Origin of the sequence: Psychroserpens luteus (assembly GCF_015319355.1) — a bacterium.
In the GTDB taxonomy this organism is placed as follows: Bacteria; Bacteroidota; Bacteroidia; order Flavobacteriales; family Flavobacteriaceae; genus Psychroserpens; species Psychroserpens luteus.
Map to the genome: position 1 here is coordinate 301,848 of NZ_JADILU010000005.1, position 20,543 is coordinate 322,390.

Here is a 20,543-nt window from a genome sequence, read left to right on the forward strand (position 1 = left end):
AGAATTAAATAGTTAGGTTTTTAAAAAGTTAGAAACTTAAATAAAAAATATCATTAATAATTCCTTCCCTTTTTTTAAGGGAAGGTGGTTTCAAAAAGCAGTAAAGCTTTTGAAATCGGAAGGGTGAGAAAAGTATAACGGTAAACAAAAACCAAAAAGAAGATAGACAGTTGAACTACCTACCAGACCATATCATATTTGCATTTGGACTATTATTTAGAGTATGCTTCTACACACTTTTAATAACACTTATGTTTTTTGAAGAGGCTAGACAACTCAAAACCAAGTATAATAAGATCGTTAATATTGGAATTCTATTTTTTGGAATTTGTTATTTAGGCTCTGTTATCCCAATGTATTTAGATGGTAAAGATTATGGTGGCACTTCAGGACTTATGATAACTATCTGGTCTATGTTTTTTCTTTATATACTCATATATAATAATCACTCTAAATATAAATTTGAACTACAGAAAAAGGCTTCTTATATAATAGTGAGAGTTTTTATTGTTGTTATTCTGTTTTGTAGTGCACAACTTAATTATCATTCTTATAATGGAACATGGTATGGTGATTATGAAAGTGAAATATTTCATGGCTATCTATCTATTTTGCTACCAATAGCTGCACATATCTTTTCTAGTTTAAAGCCAAAAAGTGCTAATCTAGGTTGGTTCGTTGTTTTGGTTACAATGCTTCAATTCTTATATGGTATTTCATTATCTTATGGAATTGATGGTTATATAAGTGATGACACAGAATTATCTGTAATATTCATTTTAAATATAATCTTATTTTTTATTGTTGGGATTTATAATATATACAGTGCAAAAAACTTTAAAAAGAGTATCGTATTATGATTAAAGATTATACACCATATTACGCAGTAATTTTCACCTCAACGCAAACTGAAGACGTTAAAGGTTATACCGAAATGTCCAACCAAATGGAAAATTTAGCCAAACAACAAAAAGGCTTTTTAGGTATTGAAAGTACCAGAAACGAAGTTGGGATTACCGTAAGTTATTGGGAAAGTCTTGACGATATCAAAAACTGGAAACAACAAACCGATCATTTAATTGCTCAACAAAAAGGACATGAAAATTGGTATAATTGGTACAAAGTGAGGATATGTAAAGTGGAACGAGAATATGAATTTAACTCTTAATTTACTTATAGTTCTAAAGTTAACCTAAATCTTACATATCAATAGAATACAAGGTATACTCAAAAAAAAAGACTACGTTAATGACATTGCCTTATTAATATAGTTTATTTAATAATTACCTCTTCAAAGTAAAATGGGCTTTAAATTCTTTACGGTCACTTGTATTAGGTTCATTATACTCTACTACAAACCAGTAGTCGCTTGTTGGCAGTTGGTTACCATTGTAGGTACCATTCCAACCTGCTCCTGTAGGACTGAGTTGTTTGAGTAACTTTCCGTATCTGTCAAATATATAAATTTTTGCGTTTGGTTGATCATTTATTGCACTAATGTTCCATGTATCATTATAACCATCTCCATTTGGTGTGAAGAATTTTGGGTAATCCATCACTGTAACTTCACCATATCCTTCTCCACATCCATTGATGTCTCTTACTGTCACAACATGTTCTCCTAAAGATACATCTACAAATATTGGCTCTTCTTGCCATGGACCATTATCTAAGCTGTACTCATATACGCCTATTCCATCTACGGTCACTTCTATAACGTGTGTATCTGCAAAGGCATCTGTAGTTACTGTAGCTACTACCGTTGGTGGTGCGCTTTCTACAACTTCTGTCTCATCTGTTCCTACACACATTGTGTTTGGTGAGCTCGTTACATCGGTAACGTTTACGGTGTATGTTCCGCCTTCGGTTGGCATATAACTTCCGTTAGTTGCGCCTGCAATTGGTGTACCATTAAATAACCATTCAAAAGTATAAGTTGGTGTACTTAATCCTGTGTCTAAGACTAATGGGTTTAAGACTTCTGAACCATTAAGTCCCACACATAAGATATAGCTATCTTCTAAATCAAATACGGGTAACGGATTCACTTCTAATGTTAATGGTGCTACTGCATAACAGATTGAGGTATCCATACCTGCTACATCTAGTGTGTCATTATCTACTCTTGCCCAAATAATTTGTGGGTTGACTAAATTCTCATATAAGAATGGTAATGGGTTAACACCTAATTCTGCATCGACTTCTGTTTCATAATAGCTGATGCTATAGTTTGCTGGATCTTGACCATCTAACACTTGTGCTTGAACACTATCCAGATCTAAATCTACTAGGTCTGTAACTGGTGTTAAATCAAACTGTGCGCTGTTATTGGCTGGATCATTATCATCATCCATCTCATCATCACAAATCTCATACAATATCGCTTCCAAATCACTATTAGCTTCGGCTGCTTCTTGTACTTCTATATTAAAGCTTGGTGTGCTAATAGAACAGCCTGTATCATTATTGGTAATGGCTACAAAAATCTGTTGTGGATTGGTCACATTGGTATATGGACTGACTAGCGCATTCATCAAATCGTCCGCATCTTCTTGGTTCACGTGATAAGTAACTGTGAATAACGTTGCATCTTGTCCGTTTAAGACTTCAGCATCTTTCATCGTTAAATCAAAATCGTAGAAGCCATCGTTGTTTAATTCACAAGCTATAAAATCTATAACTGCAATAACATCTGGTAATGGGTTAACGATGATAGTAAAGTTTACAATCGTATAACATTGTGTGATGTCATTGGTCACTCTTACATAAATCACTTGTGGTGTACTGATGTTAGTGTACATTGTTGGATCTACTATAGCATTCACGCCATCTTCTGCATCTTCAAATGTTTCATGGTAAGTTGGTGTGACACCTGTTTCTCCGTTGAGTAATAAAACTTCGTCTGTAGTCAAATCAAACGCCTCTTCCATATCTCCTGGATTGATATCATCACAGAGAATCAAATCTGGAAGTACTGTTGTTGGTGTTGGATTTGGCAAGACTCTTATCGTAAGGGTGACTTGATCTGTACATCCTGTATCGGTATCGGTTACCACTACATATAAGGTTTGTGGATTGGCTGGTGCTATTCCTATGGCTGTATTGGTATACGCTTCTGCGTCTACTGCATTGTCTTGTGCATTAGCATCATCTTGAGTTTCATAGTAACTCACACTCCAACTGCCTTCACCTCCTGTGATCTCATTGTCTTTTACGGTTAAATCAAAGACTGTGATTTCATCTGCAACGTCATCATCACACAATTGTAATGGTGTTGGTTGCACTGCTACTGGTGGTAATTCTACGCTAAGTTCAAATAGTCCTGTATCGACACAACCATTGGTATTGCTTACCAGTCTTACATAGATGATTTGTGGATTACTGGTATTGGTATAGTTACCTACGTTGGCTATTGGATTTGCTCCTGATTGTGCATCTAATATAGTTACATGATAAGTTAGGGTTACATCAGTTTGTGTCCCTAAGATTTCTGCATCTTTGGTTGTCAAATCAAATTGTGCTATCCCATCTGCATTGGTATCACAGATTACATAGTCATCTAGTGTTACGGGTACTTCTGGCGATTCTAGTACGCGAATCGTTAAAGTTTCCGAAGCATTATAACATCCTGTTATCGTGTTGGTGAGTCTGATGTAAATGGTTTGCTCGTTAATCACGATGTTCGTGTATGGACTTGCTAGTGGATTGTCTCCCATATTAGCATCTTCCAGCGTTTCGTGATAGGTTACTGCTGTATTTAATTCGCCTCCTATAATTTCTAGCGTTCGTTCTTCTAAATCGAAACTTGCAAAACCATCGTTATCTCCATCACATTCTTCTAAATCTGTTGGTGTGGTTGGTGATGGAATTGGATTGACTCTTAATAAGATGGTTGCAGTTGTGCTTACTGAACAGCCTGTCACATCGTTAGTTGCCACGACGAATATTGTTTGTGGATTAACTGTATTTATGTATGGACTTGTGATCGGGTTATAGTTCGTATTCGCATCTGCTTGCGTCTCGAAGTATGTTAAACTGATGCCTGTTTGCCCGTTTAAGATCTCATCGGTTGCGTCTTCTAGGATGAACGATTCCATCTCATCACCTGGATTATTGTCATCACATAATTCTAATGGTGCTGGTTGTACGAGTACGGGTAGCGCATTGACGATGAGTTCTAACGTGGTGAGCTTGTAACATCCTGTTGCATTATCTTCTACTCGTACCCAAAGTATTTGATTGAATGCTTCGGTATTGGTGTAGTTGGCTGGATTTGCGATTGGATTACTTGGTAAACCTGCATTGGTCTCATCTGCATAATAACTTACCGTATATGAGGTTGGGTCTGCTAAGTTTTGAAGGATCTCTGCGTTTTTACTGGTCAAGTCAAATTGAGCTATACCGTCTGCTGATAAATCATCACAAACTTCTAATGCGGTTGGTCCTGCGCCTAATTGTGGCGTTGGGTTGACGATTAAAATAAGTTCTAATGTTGTTGCACAATCTATGACTACCGTTGCACTGTCTACACGTACATAAATCGTTTGCATGTCTTCTACAATATTATTGTAAGGACTTAATAATGGGTTGACATCATTATCGGCATCTGCCATCGTCTCATGGTAGCTAACAGATAAACTTGGATCGCCTCCTGTGATTCCATTATCTAGATCTGTTAAAGTAAACACTCCAAATCCATCACTGTCTGGATCGCAATACTCTAATGGTGTTGGTGTGTTGGCTGCTAGTGGTTCTGTTCCTGAAATATCCCAAGTACAAGTGATATCATTAAAGGTTGTCGTTTCCCAACATTCAAGCCCAGTTGGCTCTAGAGGTTGTGTCCCTGTAACGTCCCAACTACACGTTGTATTATTAAAAGTTACTGTTTCCCAGCACTCAATAGTAGGTTGAGTTGGTTGAGTACCTGTAACATCCCAATCACATGTTATAGTATTAAATGTTGCTATTTCCCAGCACTCAATAGTAGGTTGCACTAGTTGTGTACCTGTAATATCCCAACTACATGTTACAGTATTAAAACTAGTGGTTTCCCAACATTCTAATCCTGTTGGTTGAGTTGGTTGTGTTCCTGACACTTCCCACAAACATGTTGAATTATTAAAAGTTACTGTTTCCCAGCACTCAATAGTAGGTTGCACTGGTTGTGTGCCTGTAATATCCCAACTGCAAGTCACTGTATTAAAATTTGTCACCTCCCAGCATTCTAGTCCTGTAGGTTGAGTTGGCTGAGTACCTGTAATTTCCCAATCGCATGTGACATCATTAATTGTTGCTGTTTCCCAACATTCTATAGTAGGTTCTGTTGGTGCTTGAGTGATAATAATTTCAAAAACATTTGAAAACGTATTACAATCGTTATTATTCAAATTAGTAGCAAATTCTGCTACTTTAGCCCTATAATAAGTTGTTGTTGTAACACTAGAGACAGTTAAAGTTTCGTTTGTTTCGCCTGAAAGATCAGTCCAAGACATATTATCAAAACTTTCTTGCCATTGATAGAAGTGACTGCTAAATACTATATTATCTGGTGTCGCTGTTAATATTGTATCATAAGGTGTAGAACTACTGCATAAGGCAACACCATCATTAGAATCAGTATTTATTACTTCAATAAAATCACCACAACTTTTAAACACAATATCATCTATAGCTAAATCATTCCCACAACCTCCAGAACCATTATTTATCATTTTTAAAATTACAGACGTTTGACCAACAATCGTTTGAAAAACCAGCGCATATTGTTGCCAATTAGGTGAAAATGTACTACCAATATTTCCTGTATCTCCAGATGCTAATAAATTAGTATCTGTATTATCCCAAATTTCAAACCTTACATTAACTGGAATTGCTCCAGCTCCACAAAAACCATTAGCAGGTGTTAAATTTACAATCCAAGACGAAAACTCGTAAGATGTATTTTCACATAAACCACTAACAGTTGTTCTATAAAATTCTCCAGAAGCAGAAGCAGAATTAACCACAAGCATTCTCCCATTAGTATCGTCAGGTGTATGATCTTGAACGCTGAACCAATCAAAGTAATTGGTGTTACTACTTACAGTGTATCTACCATCAATAGGCTCGCCTCCATTTGCGTAATTATATGTTGTAGTTCCTGCTGGTAAAGGAGAATCTGTAGTACCTGTTCCAAAGGTTTCTAAGAAAATTGGATCACCAGAATTACCTTGACAAAAACCTAATTGAGCAAATACATTTTCCGAAGAAAAAAACAAGCTAAAAATTAAGATAACTTTAATACAAATGAAGCATTTTTTCACGTTAAACAGGAATGGTTATTTGTTGAAAATACCTATATTTATTTGAACATAATTAAAAGAAACATAATAAAACACTGTTGTATAGGTCATGTATAGGTTAATTACATTTATTAAGAAGAATAAAAAGAAAACGGTAGTGTTTTTAGTCCTATTAATCGCTTATTTTTTCTGTCTTCCTGGTGATTTATTCAAAGATCCAACCGCAACTGTTATCACAAGTCAAAACAATCAATTGCTAGGAGCCCAAATTGCCTCTGACGGTCAATGGCGTTTTCCACATAACGATAGCATTCCGGAAAAATTCAAAATTTGTATTGTACAATTTGAAGATGAGTATTTTTATAAGCATCCTGGTTTCAATCCCATTTCCATTTTTAAAGCACTTAAAGATAATATGAGCGCAGGAGAAGTAAAACGTGGCGGAAGTACATTAACACAACAAGTCATTAGATTATCAAGAAAAGGGCAATCAAGAACCTATCTAGAAAAAGTAAAAGAAATCATTTTAGCAACACGATTAGAAGTAAGAGATTCTAAACAAGATATTTTAGCTTATTATAGTAGTAACGCTCCTTTTGGAGGTAACGTTGTTGGTTTAGATGCTGCTTCTTGGCGCTATTTTAATAGAGATGCACATCAATTATCTTGGGCAGAAAGTGCAACTTTAGCTGTTTTACCAAATGCGCCAAGTTTAATTTATCCAGGAAAAAATCAAGAACGTTTATTAGAAAAACGTGACAGATTACTGGCCAAACTTGTTGAAAATAAGATTATAGATTCATTAACTTACAATTTATCAATTGCAGAAGGTTTACCTCAAAAACCCTACGCTTTACCACAAATTGCACCTCATTTACTTCAAAAAGTAGCGACAACTAATCGTGGCGAACGTACTCAAACTACTATTGATCGCAATCTTCAAGAACGTGTCAATTATATTGTAAAAAACCAATACAACATATTAAAACAAAATGAAATTCATAATGCATCTGTATTAGTTTTAGACGTTCGTACTCGTAAAGTTTTGGCTTATGTTGGTAACACTCCAACAGACAGAGCACATCAAAAAGATGTTGATATTATTGACAAACCACGAAGTACTGGTAGTATTTTAAAACCGTTTCTATATGCTGCAATGTTAGATGCTGGAGATTTATTACCTAATACTTTGGTAACAGATGTCCCAAGTCAGTTTGGGAGTTATAATCCAGAAAATTTCAATAAAGAATATGATGGTGTCGTGCCTGCGAGTCGTGCGTTATCTCGTTCACTGAATGTTCCTGCAGTACGAATGCTTCAGGATTTTGGACTAGATCGCTTTCATCAATATCTAAAACAATTACAGCTCAAAGATTTGAAATATAATGCCAATCATTATGGATTATCGCTCATTCTTGGAGGCGCAGAGAGCAATCTTTGGGATTTATGTAAAAGTTATGCGTCACTATCATCAACCTTAAATCATTTTTCTGAAACCTCTAGCGAGTATTATACCAATGAGTTTGTTGAGCCTACTTTTATTGCTTCGGAAACTATAAATTTTGGAGATAAGTCTGCTGAAAAAACAATCTTTGATGCTGCATCCATCTACCTCACTTATGAAAGTTTGAAGAAAGTAAACAGGCCTCAAGGTGATGAAAGTTGGGAGTTTTTTGATGACTCTAAACAAATCGCTTGGAAAACAGGAACCAGCTTTGGTTTTAGAGATGCTTGGGCAATTGGTACGACTAAAGATTATGTTGTTGGTGTTTGGGTTGGTAATGCAGATGGTGAAGGTCGTCCAGGATTGGTTGGTGTACAAACTGCAGCACCTATTTTATTTGATGTATTTGATATTTTACCTAATAGCGATTGGTTTGCAAAACCATTTGACGAAATGCAAGAGGTGACGATTTGCTCTAAAAGCGGACATCGTGCGTCACCAAACTGCGATATTACAGAGCAAAACTATGTTCAAATTAGTGGGCTAAAAACAGAACCTTGTCCATATCATATTTTGGCTCATGTTGATGCAACTGAAACTTATCAAGTTAATTCCTCCTGTGAGGATTTAAGCAATATCAAACATAAGTCTTGGTTTGTATTATCACCTTTAAAAGCATATTATTATAAGAGTAAAAACCCTTTTTATGAACCATTGCCTAAACTGCGTTTGGATTGCATGGGAGAGAATCAAGTGTCAATGGATTTTATTTACCCTAAGGAGAACAACTCGATTTTCCTTCCGAAAGATTTTGATGGTGAAACCAATGAACTTATTTTAAAGATTGCACATTCTAAACCAGAATCTAGTGTGTTTTGGTATGTTGACGAAACATATGTTGGCACAACGAGAGATATTCATGAATTGGCTATTCTTCCGAAGAAAGGAAAACATACCATAACCGTCGTTGATGAATTTGGAAATGAAGTGAAACGCTTGATTTCAATTTCAGAGTAAAATATCGTTTAAATTATTACCTTTGCCTTCATAATTTTAAAAACCACAAACGATGTACGAAGTTGTTAAAATGATTCACTCTTATTGGGCTTATCTTGCAGTAATTATGCTAATAGTAGCCACTTTTAATGCATTAATTAAGTTTTTTGGTAACAAAGAATTTAGCGCTGTAGATTTTAGAATTTCTCTATTTACATTAATTGTAATGCACATTCAATTACTAATTGGTTTGGTATTGTATTTCACTTCGCCTTTTGGATTTAAAAACATAGCTGCAAACGGAATAAAAGGATTAGATTCGCTTGCTAGGCTCTTAGCTGTAGATCATCCATTTGTTGGCATTATTGCTGTTACTTTTATTACTATTGGATATTCAAAACATAAAAAGAAATTGACTTCTAAACCAAAATTTAAAATGTTAGCCATTTTTTACACTTTAGGTTTTCTTCTAGTCTTATCTAGAATTCCTTGGACGAATTGGATTTTTAAATAATTTAAACTTTTTCCAATCGGTCAAAAAACATCTAGTTTTCATCAGAATGCAAAAAGCATCAATCACTTCATTCTCAAAAACAAAAAAAATGCGCTATTAAATTAATAGCGCATTTTTTTTATTATTTATTTACTTGAATATTATTCTACTACTTCTTTAATTAAGTGAACATAGACTGGAAAGTGATCACTAAATCCGTTAGAAAAACTACCATCTGCGAAGCTTCTAAAAGGATATCCTTTCCAACGACCTTTTTTATTCGTCAAGTATTGTTTGTTATAAATTCCTGCTCGATAAAATCTAAAAGAGGAATAATCATCTTTTTTAGTTAGCTCTTTGGTCATCATAATTTGATCAAATAAACTCCACGCATCTCTATATGCTGTAGTTCCCAATCCTTTTTTAGTAAACATTTCTTCATAAGGATTATAAATGTCTTTTAAATCTAAATCTTCTTTGCTGCTTTTTGCATTTAATACACCTTTTACACTTTCATTTGTTGGATCATCATTTAAATCTCCCATAATAAAAATCTTAGCATATGGGTCTATAACCATTAAAGAATCTTTAATATGCTTGGTCACTTTAGCTGCAGCAACACGATTTGGTCTACTACGTGCTTCTCCTCCACTTCTAGAAGGCCAGTGGTTAACAATGACATGAATAAGATCACCATCTAATTCTCCACTTACTAATAATTGATCTCTTGTTTGTTTACGTTTTCTTGTTTTTGCATCATATATTTTAACCTCGTAAGACCCATGACTTACGGGTTTGAAAAGGGCTTTTTGATACAATAAAGCGACATCAATACCTCTTGCATCTGGAGAATCATAATGTATGATACCGTAATCTTTAGAAAGTAAAAGTGGATCATTAACGACATCTACTAATACTTGTCTGTTTTCTACTTCACAAACACCAATAACTGCTGGCGAGTTTCCTGTCATATCTGCACCAATCTCTGCAATAACGCGTGCCATATTTTTAACTTTCTTTACATAGACTTCTTCTCTATTAGCATTCATTTCCATGATAGGACTAGCTTCATCAAACTTAGTTGTATCATTAATAGTGTCAAATAAATTTTCTAAATTGTAGAATGCAACCGTGTGAATTTTAAAACGTTTTTCTTTTTTCTCTTCTTGAGAAAAGACACTAAATGTCATTAAAAAACAAACAATTGCTAATGAATAATGTATTGGTCTCATAGTATTTATATTATTTTATCATTAAGATCTAAGCAAATCTTGAGCCAAAAGTATGTATTTATTATAAATAATGTAAATTTGCTCGCTTTTAAATATTAATATTTAGTTAAGCAAGATCTATTAATCATTAAAATAAGGTATGAAGAAAAGTTTTTTTATTTTATTATTCGGAATTTTCTCCGTTTTTACATCATTTGCACAGGATACTATAGTAAAAGGTAGTGTGCTTGATGGTGTCACTGGAGAACCAATTCCTGATGTAACCATTACCATCGAAGAAACTGGTCAATTTGTAAAAACTGATCCCAATGGTGAATTTCAATTTCCTAGCATTGTTCCTCTTGGAGAACAAGTATTAAAAATTGAGAAACAAGGTTATGAAACCAAACGTTATCCTATTGTTGTTAACGAAGGTAAAACCGTAGATATTAGCGGAATGACATTGGACATTGATGTATCTGATTCTGTTGATTTATTTACAATTACAATAACAGACGATGAACTGAATGATGACACAAGTGCTTCAGATAATATTTCTGGATTACTACAATCATCTCAAGATATTTTTCAACGTACTGCTGCATTTGAATTTAGTTCTTCCTTCTTTAGAGTAAGAGGATTAGATTCTGACAATGGTTCTGTTTTAATTAACGGAATTGAAATGAACAAGATTTACAATGGTAGACCTCAGTGGAGTAATTGGGGAGGACTTAATGATGTGATGCGTAATCAAGAATTAACTTCTGGATTAACACCTTCAGCATATAACTTTGGTGGTATTTTAGGAACTTCAAACATTAGCACTAGAGCTACTGCTTATAGACAAGGTGGTAGAGTTACGTATTCATCTTCAAATAGGAGTTATGCAAATCGTTTAATGGCTAGTTACTCTTCTGGTTTAATTGAAGGTGGATGGGCTTATAGCTTTTCTATTGGAAGACGTTGGGGAAATGAAGGTTTCCAAGATGCTTCTTTATACGATTCTAATTCATTTTTTGCTTCCGTAGAGAAAAAAATAAATGACAAACATAGTATTAATTTTACATCAATTTATGCACCAAACAGGAGAGGGAAATCTTCACCTAATACTCAAGAGGTTTATGACTTAAAAGGTATTAAGTATAATGAATATTGGGGTTATTTAGATGGAGACAAACGCAACTCTCGTATTAAAGAAGTTGAAGAGCCAATTTTAATGCTAAACCACTATTGGACTATTAATAGTAAAACATCTTTAAATACTAATGTTGGTTATCAATTTGGTAAATTAGGAAACAGTCGTTTAGATTATGCTGGTGGTGGAAACCCAAGTCCATCATACTATCAAGATTTACCTAGTTATTTTTTAGCTGATGATAATGGTCCTGATTATGCAGGAGCTTATATTGCTGAACAAGACTTTATAAACGATGGCCAAATTGATTGGAATCGTATTATTGATGCTAACGTCACTAATAATATTAATGGTATACAAGCAGCTTATGCTTTATATGAAGACAGAAGTGATGACAATCAACTTACTTTAAACTCTATTCTAAGTTCTGAATTAACTGAAAACATTTTAATTAATGCTTCTGTTAACTATAAGAATCTTGAATCTAAAAACTTTGGTGAAATTCTTGACGTTTTAGGATCTAATGTAGGTGTATTAAATGTAGATTCATTTGACAACTATCAATATGATACTCAAAATCCTAACAGAATTGTAAATGTAGGAGATAAATATAGATACAACTACAATCTTTATGCTAACGTAATTTCTGGTTATGCTCAAGCACAATTTAAGTACAATAAAATAGATTTTTACCTTTCTGGTAGTTTAACTAACACAACTTACCAAAGAGAAGGTTTATGGGAACATAGTAGGTTTACCGGAAACGAATCTTTAGGAAAAGGTGAGAAATTATCTTTTACAGGATTTGGAGCTAAAGGTGGATTTACTTATAAAATAACAGGAAAACATTTATTAGATGTTAATGCTGGTTACATCACAAGAGCACCTTCTTTACGTAATACATACTCTAACTCAAGAGAAAATCAGAGTACTGTAAGAGACATTACTGAAGAGAAAGTTAGTTCTATTGATGCTAGTTACATTTTTAGATCTCCAATTGTTAAAGCTAGACTTACTGGATACTATTCTAAAATAGCAGATGCCAATGAAGTATCTTTTTATTATGCTGACGGTTTAAGTGGTTTTGATATCCAAGATAACGAAACTTCTGCTTTTGTTCAAGAAGTATTACAAGGCATTGATAAAAAGCACATAGGTATGGAGCTTGGTATTGAAGCACAAGTAACACCAACAATTAAATTAAAAGGTGCAGCTTCTTTAGGTCAGTACACGTATGATAATAATCCTGATTTATATTTAACTTCTGCTAGTTTCACATCTGAAGACGGTTCTATCTCTTATGGGGAATCTAACTTAAAAGATTATAAAATTGCTGGAGGACCACAACGTGCAGCTTCTATTGGTTTTGAATATCGTGATCCTGATTACTGGTGGTTTGGAGCAACAGCAAACTTTTTCTCTAATGCTTATGTAGATATTAATCCATTAACAAGAACAGAGAATTTTTACTTAGACGCTGATGGTTTACCATTTAATGACTATGATGAAGACATTGCAAGAGACTTATTAAAACAAGAAGAATTTGATGAGTACATGGTTGTTAATCTAATTGGAGGGAAATCATGGAAAATAGATGATTACTATATTGGATTCTTTGCAAGTATTGGTAATATATTAGATAAGCAATACAAAACTGGAGGTTTTGAGCAAGGAAGAAACGCAAATTATAGAGAATTAAAAGAGGATAATGAAAACCCATCAAGAGTATTTGGAGCAAAATACTGGTATGGACGTGGCACTAATTATTTTGTAAATGTGTATTTTAGATTTTAAAAAAAAAGAATTATGAAAAATATAATATTAACCCTTATGAAAACGAATAAAATTTTTACTTTTTTCACGATTATAGCAATGAGTTTTGCAATGACATCGTGTGTACAAGACGACGACTATTCTGTACCAAGCAGTTTAGGTGATGAAGAAAATGCAGTCTTACAAGAATTATTAAATAACGCAACAGAAGTAACAATTGCTAATGTAAAAGCAATGTATGTAGAGGGCGAATTTATTGAAGCTATTGAAACTGATATTTATGTAAAAGGTTATGTGTCTTCTTCAGACCAAACGGGAAACTTCTTTAAAGAATTTTATATTCAAGATAGTCCTACTAACCCAACTGGAGCTCTTAAAATCATATTAGATCAAGTAGATACATACAACCAGTTTAACTTAGGAAGAGAAGTTTATATTAAACTTAATGGATTATTTGTTGGTGAAGAAAGAGTTGGAAACGGTGTAACTACTATTGGTGGTGGAACTGAAACTGATCAATATGGAACAACTGTAACTAGTATAAATGAAAGTCAAACAAGACAAAGCGTACTTAGATCTACAATAACTGAAGAAATAGTGCCATTGGCAGTATCATTTTCTCAAATTAACGCTTCGCTTGTAGGTGTATTAGTTAATGTTGATGGTGCTGAATTTGCTGATAATTTAGCTGGAGAGTTATATTTTGATCCTATCGAATCTTTTGATACACAAAGAACACTTCAATCATGTGAAGGAACGTCATATACTACATTTAGTTTAGAAACCAGTGCTTTTGCAAGTTTTCAAAATCAACCATTGCCTCTTGGTAATGGATCAATTACAGCTGTTGTAAATAAAACTTTTGATGGTGGTAGCATTATCTTAGCATTAAATTCAACTGACGATGTAAACTTTACAGGAGAACGTTGTGAATTGGTAGATATTAGTAACTATTCAGTTGTGTATGAAGAAGATTTTGTTGGTGGTTTAAATGGTTGGGATGTTATTAATACTGAAGGAACTCAGTCTTGGTATCCAGCATCTTTTGGTGGAGTTTCTTACATTAGAGGTTCTGGATATGATGGTTCAAATTCAGTGCCAATGATTAGTTGGTTAATCTCACCATCTTTTGATTTTGATGCTCAAACGGACGAACAGATGGTATTAGAAATCGCTGATGCTTTTAGTGATACAGGAGAAGAGCCTTTAAAAGCTTATTATTCTAACGATTATGTTTCAGGAAGTGACCCTTCTACTGCAACTTGGATTGAAGTAGGAGCAAATCAAATTTCTGCACTACCAATTAATGGTGGGTTTTTTGATAATATATATGATGTAACTAGTTTTATTGACCTATCTGCTGCTACTGGTAGTGGTGTAATTGCTTTTGTTTATGATAGTGATAATGCAGCGATTTCTTCAACTAGAGATTTAAGTAATGTTAAAATCTTATCTCCTCAATAAAAATAATTAAACTTAAAATAATTATAAAAAACCTGCTAATTCATTTTAGCAGGTTTTTTTTAACCATTTACACATAATGACAATCTTCGACACACTTTTTTTTAATGTTTTCAAGCATTATAAGCCAACAAAAAAGCAAAAAGCTAATAGTATAGCTTTATATTATATATCTACTTTACAATGTAGTTTGTTATTATTAGCAGGAATCTTTGCATCTGCTTTTTTTAATGAAATGAATTCTATTAGTTTTTCTTCGGAAAGTGCTTGGATGCTATATGTTGTTTTATGCATTGTAATCATTTTCAGAAACTGGATACAATACACAGGTAAAAAAAGAAAGGTATTAAACGCAAAACTAAACAGTAATAAAACGACAGATCTCTACAATATTAATTTATTGTGGTTTTTGTTAGCTGTAAGTATAGCTTTACCTCTTGCAATGCTAAATGTGATTTAAAAATGACGTACTATCATAAATAGATATCACAAGTACTGAAAATAATTTCAAAACCTTTACATTACAAAAAAGAATTAAAAACTCGTCTGTAGGTTGAATTAACAATAGAAAATCTCATTCAGTAGCGAAAAGAAAGATAAAGAAACTCCTTTTTGTTCATAATTAAGATTGAGTCAACTTATTATTTACAGACATAAATAAACTAAAAAAGCCTCAAGCATAATTTGCTTGAGGCTTTTTATTTATAAAAAGTTAATTACCTATTATTTTTCTCGTTGAAGGTAAACCCAACCTGTTTCACTTTCTCTATCTTCAAAATCTACAGCGTAGAAGTAAGTTCCAACTGGTAACTCATCTCCTTCACTAGATTGTCCAACCCATTCATCAACATAATTTGATTTTTCAAAAACTGATGTTCCGTATCTATTAAAGATTTCTAATCTCGTTACTCTAAAGTTACTTAAATCAAAACTATCATTCATACCATCTCCATTTGGAGAGATTCCTTGTGGTATGAAACAACTTTCTAATTCAATAACTTCTTGTGATTGAGATGATGTACATCCTGTATCATTAAATGAAACTTCAATAGTATAGATACCGCCTTCTAATACCGGAAGCGTTAAACCATTCTCTCCAGTAATTAATTCTGGTGTTGCACTAGCATCAAAAGCATAAAACCAATTAATTGATACTTGAGAAGCATCATAATTTACAGGTGTAGCCTCGATATTGATTGGAACTACAGCATCTGGACAAACCTCATAATTAAAATCTTCAGTGAATGTTGTTTCTGGTTCAATCCCTAAAACTAAATTAAAGCTTGTAGTATTCTCACAACCTGATACATTATTAGTCACTAATGCATAAATCGTTTGAGGGTCTGACTCACTAGTATAAGGACTAGTTAATGGATCAATACCATCAATTGCATTTTGCTCAGTAAAATGATAAGTTACAGTAAAATCATTAGGACTTTGAGTGTCACCTAAAATAGGTAAATCATTGTCTGGTAAATTAAATACCGCTGTATCATTACCAATAGAACATCCAATTAAATCTGGAGGTGTGTTTGCAATAGGTAATGGTAAAAACTCAACAACAATTTCATCTGATATAATACAAGAAGGAGAAAATATAATTTGAGCTGTATAAGTACCATCTTCTGTAACCACCAAAACATTAGAAGTTTCCCCATCAATTTGGAAGTTATCCTTATACCAAACATGAGCGACAGATGGTGCTTGTGTTTCAAGAATAACTTGTTCTCCAATACAAGCAGCAGTACCAGCTTCAACAGTAATATCTGCACCTAACTCTACTTCACCAATATCAAAACTTCCTGCTTTTAAGAATACACCAGAATCTAATGCAGTATCAGTTGCATCTGCAATTACCAATTTAATATGATAGGTTTCACCAATATTAACTGGAGAGAATGCAGTAAACACCTCTGTTCTTCCATCAAAAGAAATTGGAGGTAAATTTGCAGGTGTATAACCACCAAAATACTCTTCATTAATAGCAGCACATCCAGGGTTTTCTGGATGAATATTAGTTACTAATATTGGTGTATTAGTTCCAGGTATTACAGCTAAATTAGTTGTTACACTGTTTCCATCAGTTAAAAAGAAAGCAAAAGCATCAGAATAAGTACACTCAAAAGTCCCGCCTGTTCCACCATTATATTCTTCCGAAGCCATTAAGAAATCAAAACTAATTTCATCTGATAAAGGCACAAAATCAAATTCTATAATTGTTGCATTGTTAGAATTAATACCCACTTCTGCATCAAGTTGAGCATCTCCTGGCCAATCAAATGCACCATCACTTAGTGCGTTAAAATTAGGACCACCTGCTCTACTGGCATCACCAGAAGTTAATAGTACTCCTTCCTCAAACGGGAAACTACCTTCATCTGCTGAAAAGTAACCGATTCCGTTAGTACTACCAAAGTCTGTACCCGTTGAAAACGTAATATTAGAGATTTGAGCACATGGACTATTGATTAAAATATCTGTGACCAGTTCTTCTACGGTATATGTTGTTTGATCTATTGCTACATTTCCAGAACCTGGTCTAATACATAAATCAAATGTGTAATCAACTGGATCTGAACCTGCAGAAAACACTCTTACATAATAAGTATTACCAACTGTTAAAGATGGAGTTAAACTCGCATCAGCATCAGAACAATATAATTCTACAGGAGCATTACAAGTTCCTTCATAAACTGCATGGTCAAGATTCTCGAAAAAACCACTACTATCTATATTTGTTAACTGAATAATTTGAAATTCATTTAATGCTGTAAATTCAAACCAAACATCATCATCTGGATCACCTCCACAAGTTCCTGTTGGTATACCAGAATCTGTAGCTTCCAATAATACTCCAGGAGTTATTATACTACAACTATCGTCTGCATTAACACCTGCAATTGTTGCATTACATGGATTATCATTATCTGGTGGACAAGCTTCTAATCTGATAGCAGAGCTATTAACAATACAGTTAACATCTTGATCATTACTTAAGGTAATTACAACATCTGTAGCAAAAGGGAATGGTCCCACTTGATAAACACCTGCAGCTGTTGCTGAAACAGTATTTGCATCAATATTATTAGAAATTGTAATTGAAGTAGCATCTCCAATAGTTGTAACAATTACATCTACTAGAAATTGATCACCATTTTCACAATCATCAACAACTTGATATGTTGCAGCTGGATTTATACAAGTAGCACAAGAAACAGTATAATCTATTCCATCTGCAAATGATCCAGATTCACAACTTACTGATCCATCAGATGTTATTTGAAATGATATTGTATCTCCCGTTGATTGGAAAGTTAATCCTGAGATATCACCATTATTGCCTTCATCGTTGTACAATTCTGATCCATCTGTATCATAAACAACTAAGAAGTCAAAAGGAGCTCCTTCAACTTCTCCTGAATTAAATGTTAAATTTAACGCTGTTCCATCTGTACTTGTATACGTGAATACATTTGAATCATTATTAAAATAACAATAAGATACATTGATTGGTCCTTCAGAACAGTCAACCACGTTATCTAAACAGAATTCTTGTGTTAATGTATTACTCGTTAATGTACAATTAGGATCATCATCATTTGCTACAGTGATTTCAACTGGGGTATTATTTGTATAAGGTCCAAAAGTAACTACACCTAATGCACTTACTGATTGAGGTGCGCTACCTTGGTCATCACTAATAGTTACGGATAAAGCAGAACCCAAATTAGTTAAGTCAACATCTACAAAGAATTCTGGTCCAACAGTACAGTTAGAAACCACTGTATAAGTTGTTTCTGGGTTGACACAAGTTGCACAAGCAACAGTAAAATCCCACTCAGTAGTACAACATCCACTATTAGATGCACAACTTACAGATCCATCTGAATCTATTTCTAGATATAAAGAATCACCTGTAGAATCAAATTGTAATCCTGAAAGATCACCTCCATTATTTCCTTGGTAAATCAATGGTGCAGTGTTATCCTGACCATCATAAACTAAAATGTCATCACAACAACTTTCTATTCCACCTGCGTTAAATGTTAGTCTAACTGGGTTACCATCATTTGATTCAAATAACCAAGCTGTATCATCATTATTATCATAACAGTAATTAAATTGAAGCGGTGGTTGTGTACAATCTACAACATTGAGTACACATTGATCTTGTGTTAAAGCATCACTAGTGCTATTACAATTAGCATCATCATCATTTACAACTGTAATTATAATTGGCGTATTATTTGCAAAAGGTCCAAAAGAAAATACACCAGCTACTGTTGTATTTTGAGAAGCACTTCCTTGATCATCAGAGATTGTCATTGAAGTTGCAGAACCTAAATCGGTTAAATCTACATCAATAAAGAACTGTGGTCCATTGATACAATCTTGTCTTACTATATAATCTATGACAGGATCAACACAAGTATTCTCAGTAATAGTTAATGTATAAACTACATTTTGAGGAGCTGCCCAAGTTGAAATCACAATATAATAGGTCTGTCCGTTTGTTACCGATAAATTATCAATAATCAAGTCGCCTTGACCAAAACCATTAACAGCTCCAGTTTCACATTGGTTACCAATATTAGCACAGTCTGTATATACAAAAACACCTGTATAATTATCTGATATCCCACTAAGAGAAATATCTATAGACGTATCTGCAGTTGGCGTGTATGCATATACTACATCATCTCCATTTAAATAACCAAATCCAGAACCACAATCTGTTCCAGGAACTCCAATATAATCATTTATGTAATTTACTGTATCATCTGTTGTTGTATAAGGTAAAGATGAAGAAACTATGATTGGATTTTCACAAACTTCACCAGGTCCACTTATTCTATAAGCAAAAGGTCCAACCCAAATACTTGTACCATCTGCATCACAATCTGATCTTACATAAAATTCATAATTAGTACCTTCTGTTAATCCCATTACTTGAAATGGATTTTCTCCTCCTGTAGAGATACCTGAATCTGCGTCTGTTGGAACAGGTCCTCCCGCTTCTTGGTTTATAACTTCCCAAGCCATTTCACTACCACCTGCAACCCATTCTAAATCTGCTGAGTTAGATGTTATATTTGTTACTGTTAAATCTGAAGGAAAATTACAAGTAGAATTGTAAACTTGAATGTTGTCAACTAACCAATACCATGCCCAACTATTACCATCGTTATATATGAATCTTATCTGCATATCAGCATTAGAATACGCTGTAATATCAATATGTTGTTGATCTGAAGAATTAAAACCTCCAGCATCTGCATCTAGGTTTAAAACTTCTATCCAGTTTGTGCCATCAAAGACCTCAACTACTCCTGTATCTGAATCTACTCCTCCAGCTAAGTCATTATAATACTGATCAAAATCTAAAAACAAAGCAGTTGCTCCAGTAGTATCAAAAACTGGAGATGTTAATGTTTCTATTAATTCTGTTCCATTACCATTAGAATCACTATCAACGATAGCACTATTGGTACCATCAAGACTATTTCCACCTCCTTGTTGACCAGAAATCCACGAATCTCCTGTTGTACCACCACCATCAGTAACGGTCCATGTTGCAGGTATTTCGACATTAAAATCTTCTTGTAAATACGTTTGCGCATTAACCCAAGAACAGGTGAAAATTAACGCAATTATAAAGGTAATTTTTTTCATTTGTGTTGGTTGTTATTTTTCCTTATTACATAATTATTTTTCGCAATTATTAAAAGTATAAAGAGTATAAGCCTTG

10 protein-coding genes are annotated in these 20,543 nt (G+C 33.8%); 7 read left to right on the forward strand and 3 right to left on the reverse strand.

From position 1 onward, the window contains the following. Positions 1–170 precede the first annotated feature (170 nt). Positions 171–860, forward strand: coding sequence for a hypothetical protein (locus IM744_RS13390; protein ID WP_194508651.1), 690 nt, complete (start codon positions 171–173; stop codon positions 858–860). Continuing rightward, positions 857–1,168 carry an antibiotic biosynthesis monooxygenase family protein gene (locus IM744_RS13395; protein ID WP_194508652.1) on the forward strand — a complete coding sequence of 104 codons (312 nt, stop codon included), beginning with the start codon at positions 857–859 and terminating at the stop codon, positions 1,166–1,168. The genes IM744_RS13390 and IM744_RS13395 overlap by 4 nt, the downstream gene beginning before the upstream one ends. 115 nt (positions 1,169–1,283) lie before the next feature. On the opposite strand, the gene IM744_RS20845 is transcribed toward IM744_RS13395, so the two are convergent. Next, positions 1,284–6,302 (reverse strand): T9SS type B sorting domain-containing protein, encoded by a 5,019-nt coding sequence (locus tag IM744_RS20845; RefSeq protein WP_194508653.1) that lies wholly within the window; start codon positions 6,300–6,302, stop codon positions 1,284–1,286. Positions 6,303–6,390: 88 nt separating this feature from the next. Here IM744_RS20845 and pbpC point away from each other — a divergent pair, with 88 nt between their 5' ends. Together pbpC and IM744_RS13410 are read left to right on the forward strand one after the other, a co-directional pair. Then, positions 6,391–8,742, forward strand: coding sequence for a penicillin-binding protein 1C (gene pbpC, locus IM744_RS13405; protein ID WP_194508654.1), 2,352 nt, complete (start codon positions 6,391–6,393; stop codon positions 8,740–8,742). A gap of 52 nt (positions 8,743–8,794) precedes the next feature. Beyond that, positions 8,795–9,235, forward strand: a complete 441-nt coding sequence (locus IM744_RS13410; protein ID WP_194508655.1) for a hypothetical protein — start codon at positions 8,795–8,797, stop codon at positions 9,233–9,235. Between the two features lie 140 nt (positions 9,236–9,375). On the opposite strand, the gene IM744_RS13415 is transcribed toward IM744_RS13410, so the two are convergent. Next, positions 9,376–10,446 (reverse strand): endonuclease/exonuclease/phosphatase family protein, encoded by a 1,071-nt coding sequence (locus IM744_RS13415; RefSeq protein WP_194508656.1) that lies wholly within the window; start codon positions 10,444–10,446, stop codon positions 9,376–9,378. Positions 10,447–10,585: 139 nt separating this feature from the next. On the opposite strand from IM744_RS13415, the gene IM744_RS13420 reads away from it, so the two are divergent. The 3 genes from IM744_RS13420 to IM744_RS13430 all read left to right on the forward strand — a co-directional run bounded on the left by IM744_RS13420 (position 10,586) and on the right by IM744_RS13430 (position 15,254). Further along, positions 10,586–13,354 carry a TonB-dependent receptor gene (locus tag IM744_RS13420; RefSeq protein ID WP_194508657.1) on the forward strand — a complete coding sequence of 923 codons (2,769 nt, stop codon included), beginning with the start codon at positions 10,586–10,588 and terminating at the stop codon, positions 13,352–13,354. Positions 13,355–13,390: 36 nt separating this feature from the next. Beyond that, on the forward strand, positions 13,391–14,797 hold the full coding sequence (locus IM744_RS13425; RefSeq protein WP_194508658.1) for a DUF5689 domain-containing protein: 1,407 nt from the start codon (positions 13,391–13,393) through the stop codon (positions 14,795–14,797). Between the two features lie 76 nt (positions 14,798–14,873). Beyond that, entirely contained in the window at positions 14,874–15,254 is a 381-nt protein-coding gene (locus IM744_RS13430) for a hypothetical protein (RefSeq protein WP_194508659.1), read from the forward strand. Between the two features lie 263 nt (positions 15,255–15,517). On the opposite strand, the gene IM744_RS13435 is transcribed toward IM744_RS13430, so the two are convergent. After that, positions 15,518–20,467: a choice-of-anchor L domain-containing protein gene (locus tag IM744_RS13435; RefSeq protein WP_194508660.1), complete on the reverse strand. Its 4,950-nt coding sequence runs from the start codon at positions 20,465–20,467 to the stop codon at positions 15,518–15,520. Positions 20,468–20,543 lie beyond the last annotated feature (76 nt).

What these genes read in the sequence shown, in the direction of transcription:
- IM744_RS13435 (WP_194508660.1), bottom strand. Translation starts at nt 20,467, where the DNA reads ATGAAAAAAATTACCTTTATAATTGCGTTAATTTTCACCTGTTCTTGG.
- IM744_RS13410 (WP_194508655.1), top strand. Translation starts at nt 8,795, where the DNA reads ATGTACGAAGTTGTTAAAATGATTCACTCTTATTGGGCTTATCTTGCA.
- IM744_RS13395 (WP_194508652.1), top strand. Translation starts at nt 857, where the DNA reads ATGATTAAAGATTATACACCATATTACGCAGTAATTTTCACCTCAACG.
- IM744_RS13415 (WP_194508656.1), bottom strand. Translation starts at nt 10,446, where the DNA reads ATGAGACCAATACATTATTCATTAGCAATTGTTTGTTTTTTAATGACA.
- IM744_RS13430 (WP_194508659.1), top strand. Translation starts at nt 14,874, where the DNA reads ATGACAATCTTCGACACACTTTTTTTTAATGTTTTCAAGCATTATAAG.
- IM744_RS13420 (WP_194508657.1), top strand. Translation starts at nt 10,586, where the DNA reads ATGAAGAAAAGTTTTTTTATTTTATTATTCGGAATTTTCTCCGTTTTT.
- pbpC (WP_194508654.1), top strand. Translation starts at nt 6,391, where the DNA reads ATGTATAGGTTAATTACATTTATTAAGAAGAATAAAAAGAAAACGGTA.
- IM744_RS13425 (WP_194508658.1), top strand. Translation starts at nt 13,391, where the DNA reads ATGAAAACGAATAAAATTTTTACTTTTTTCACGATTATAGCAATGAGT.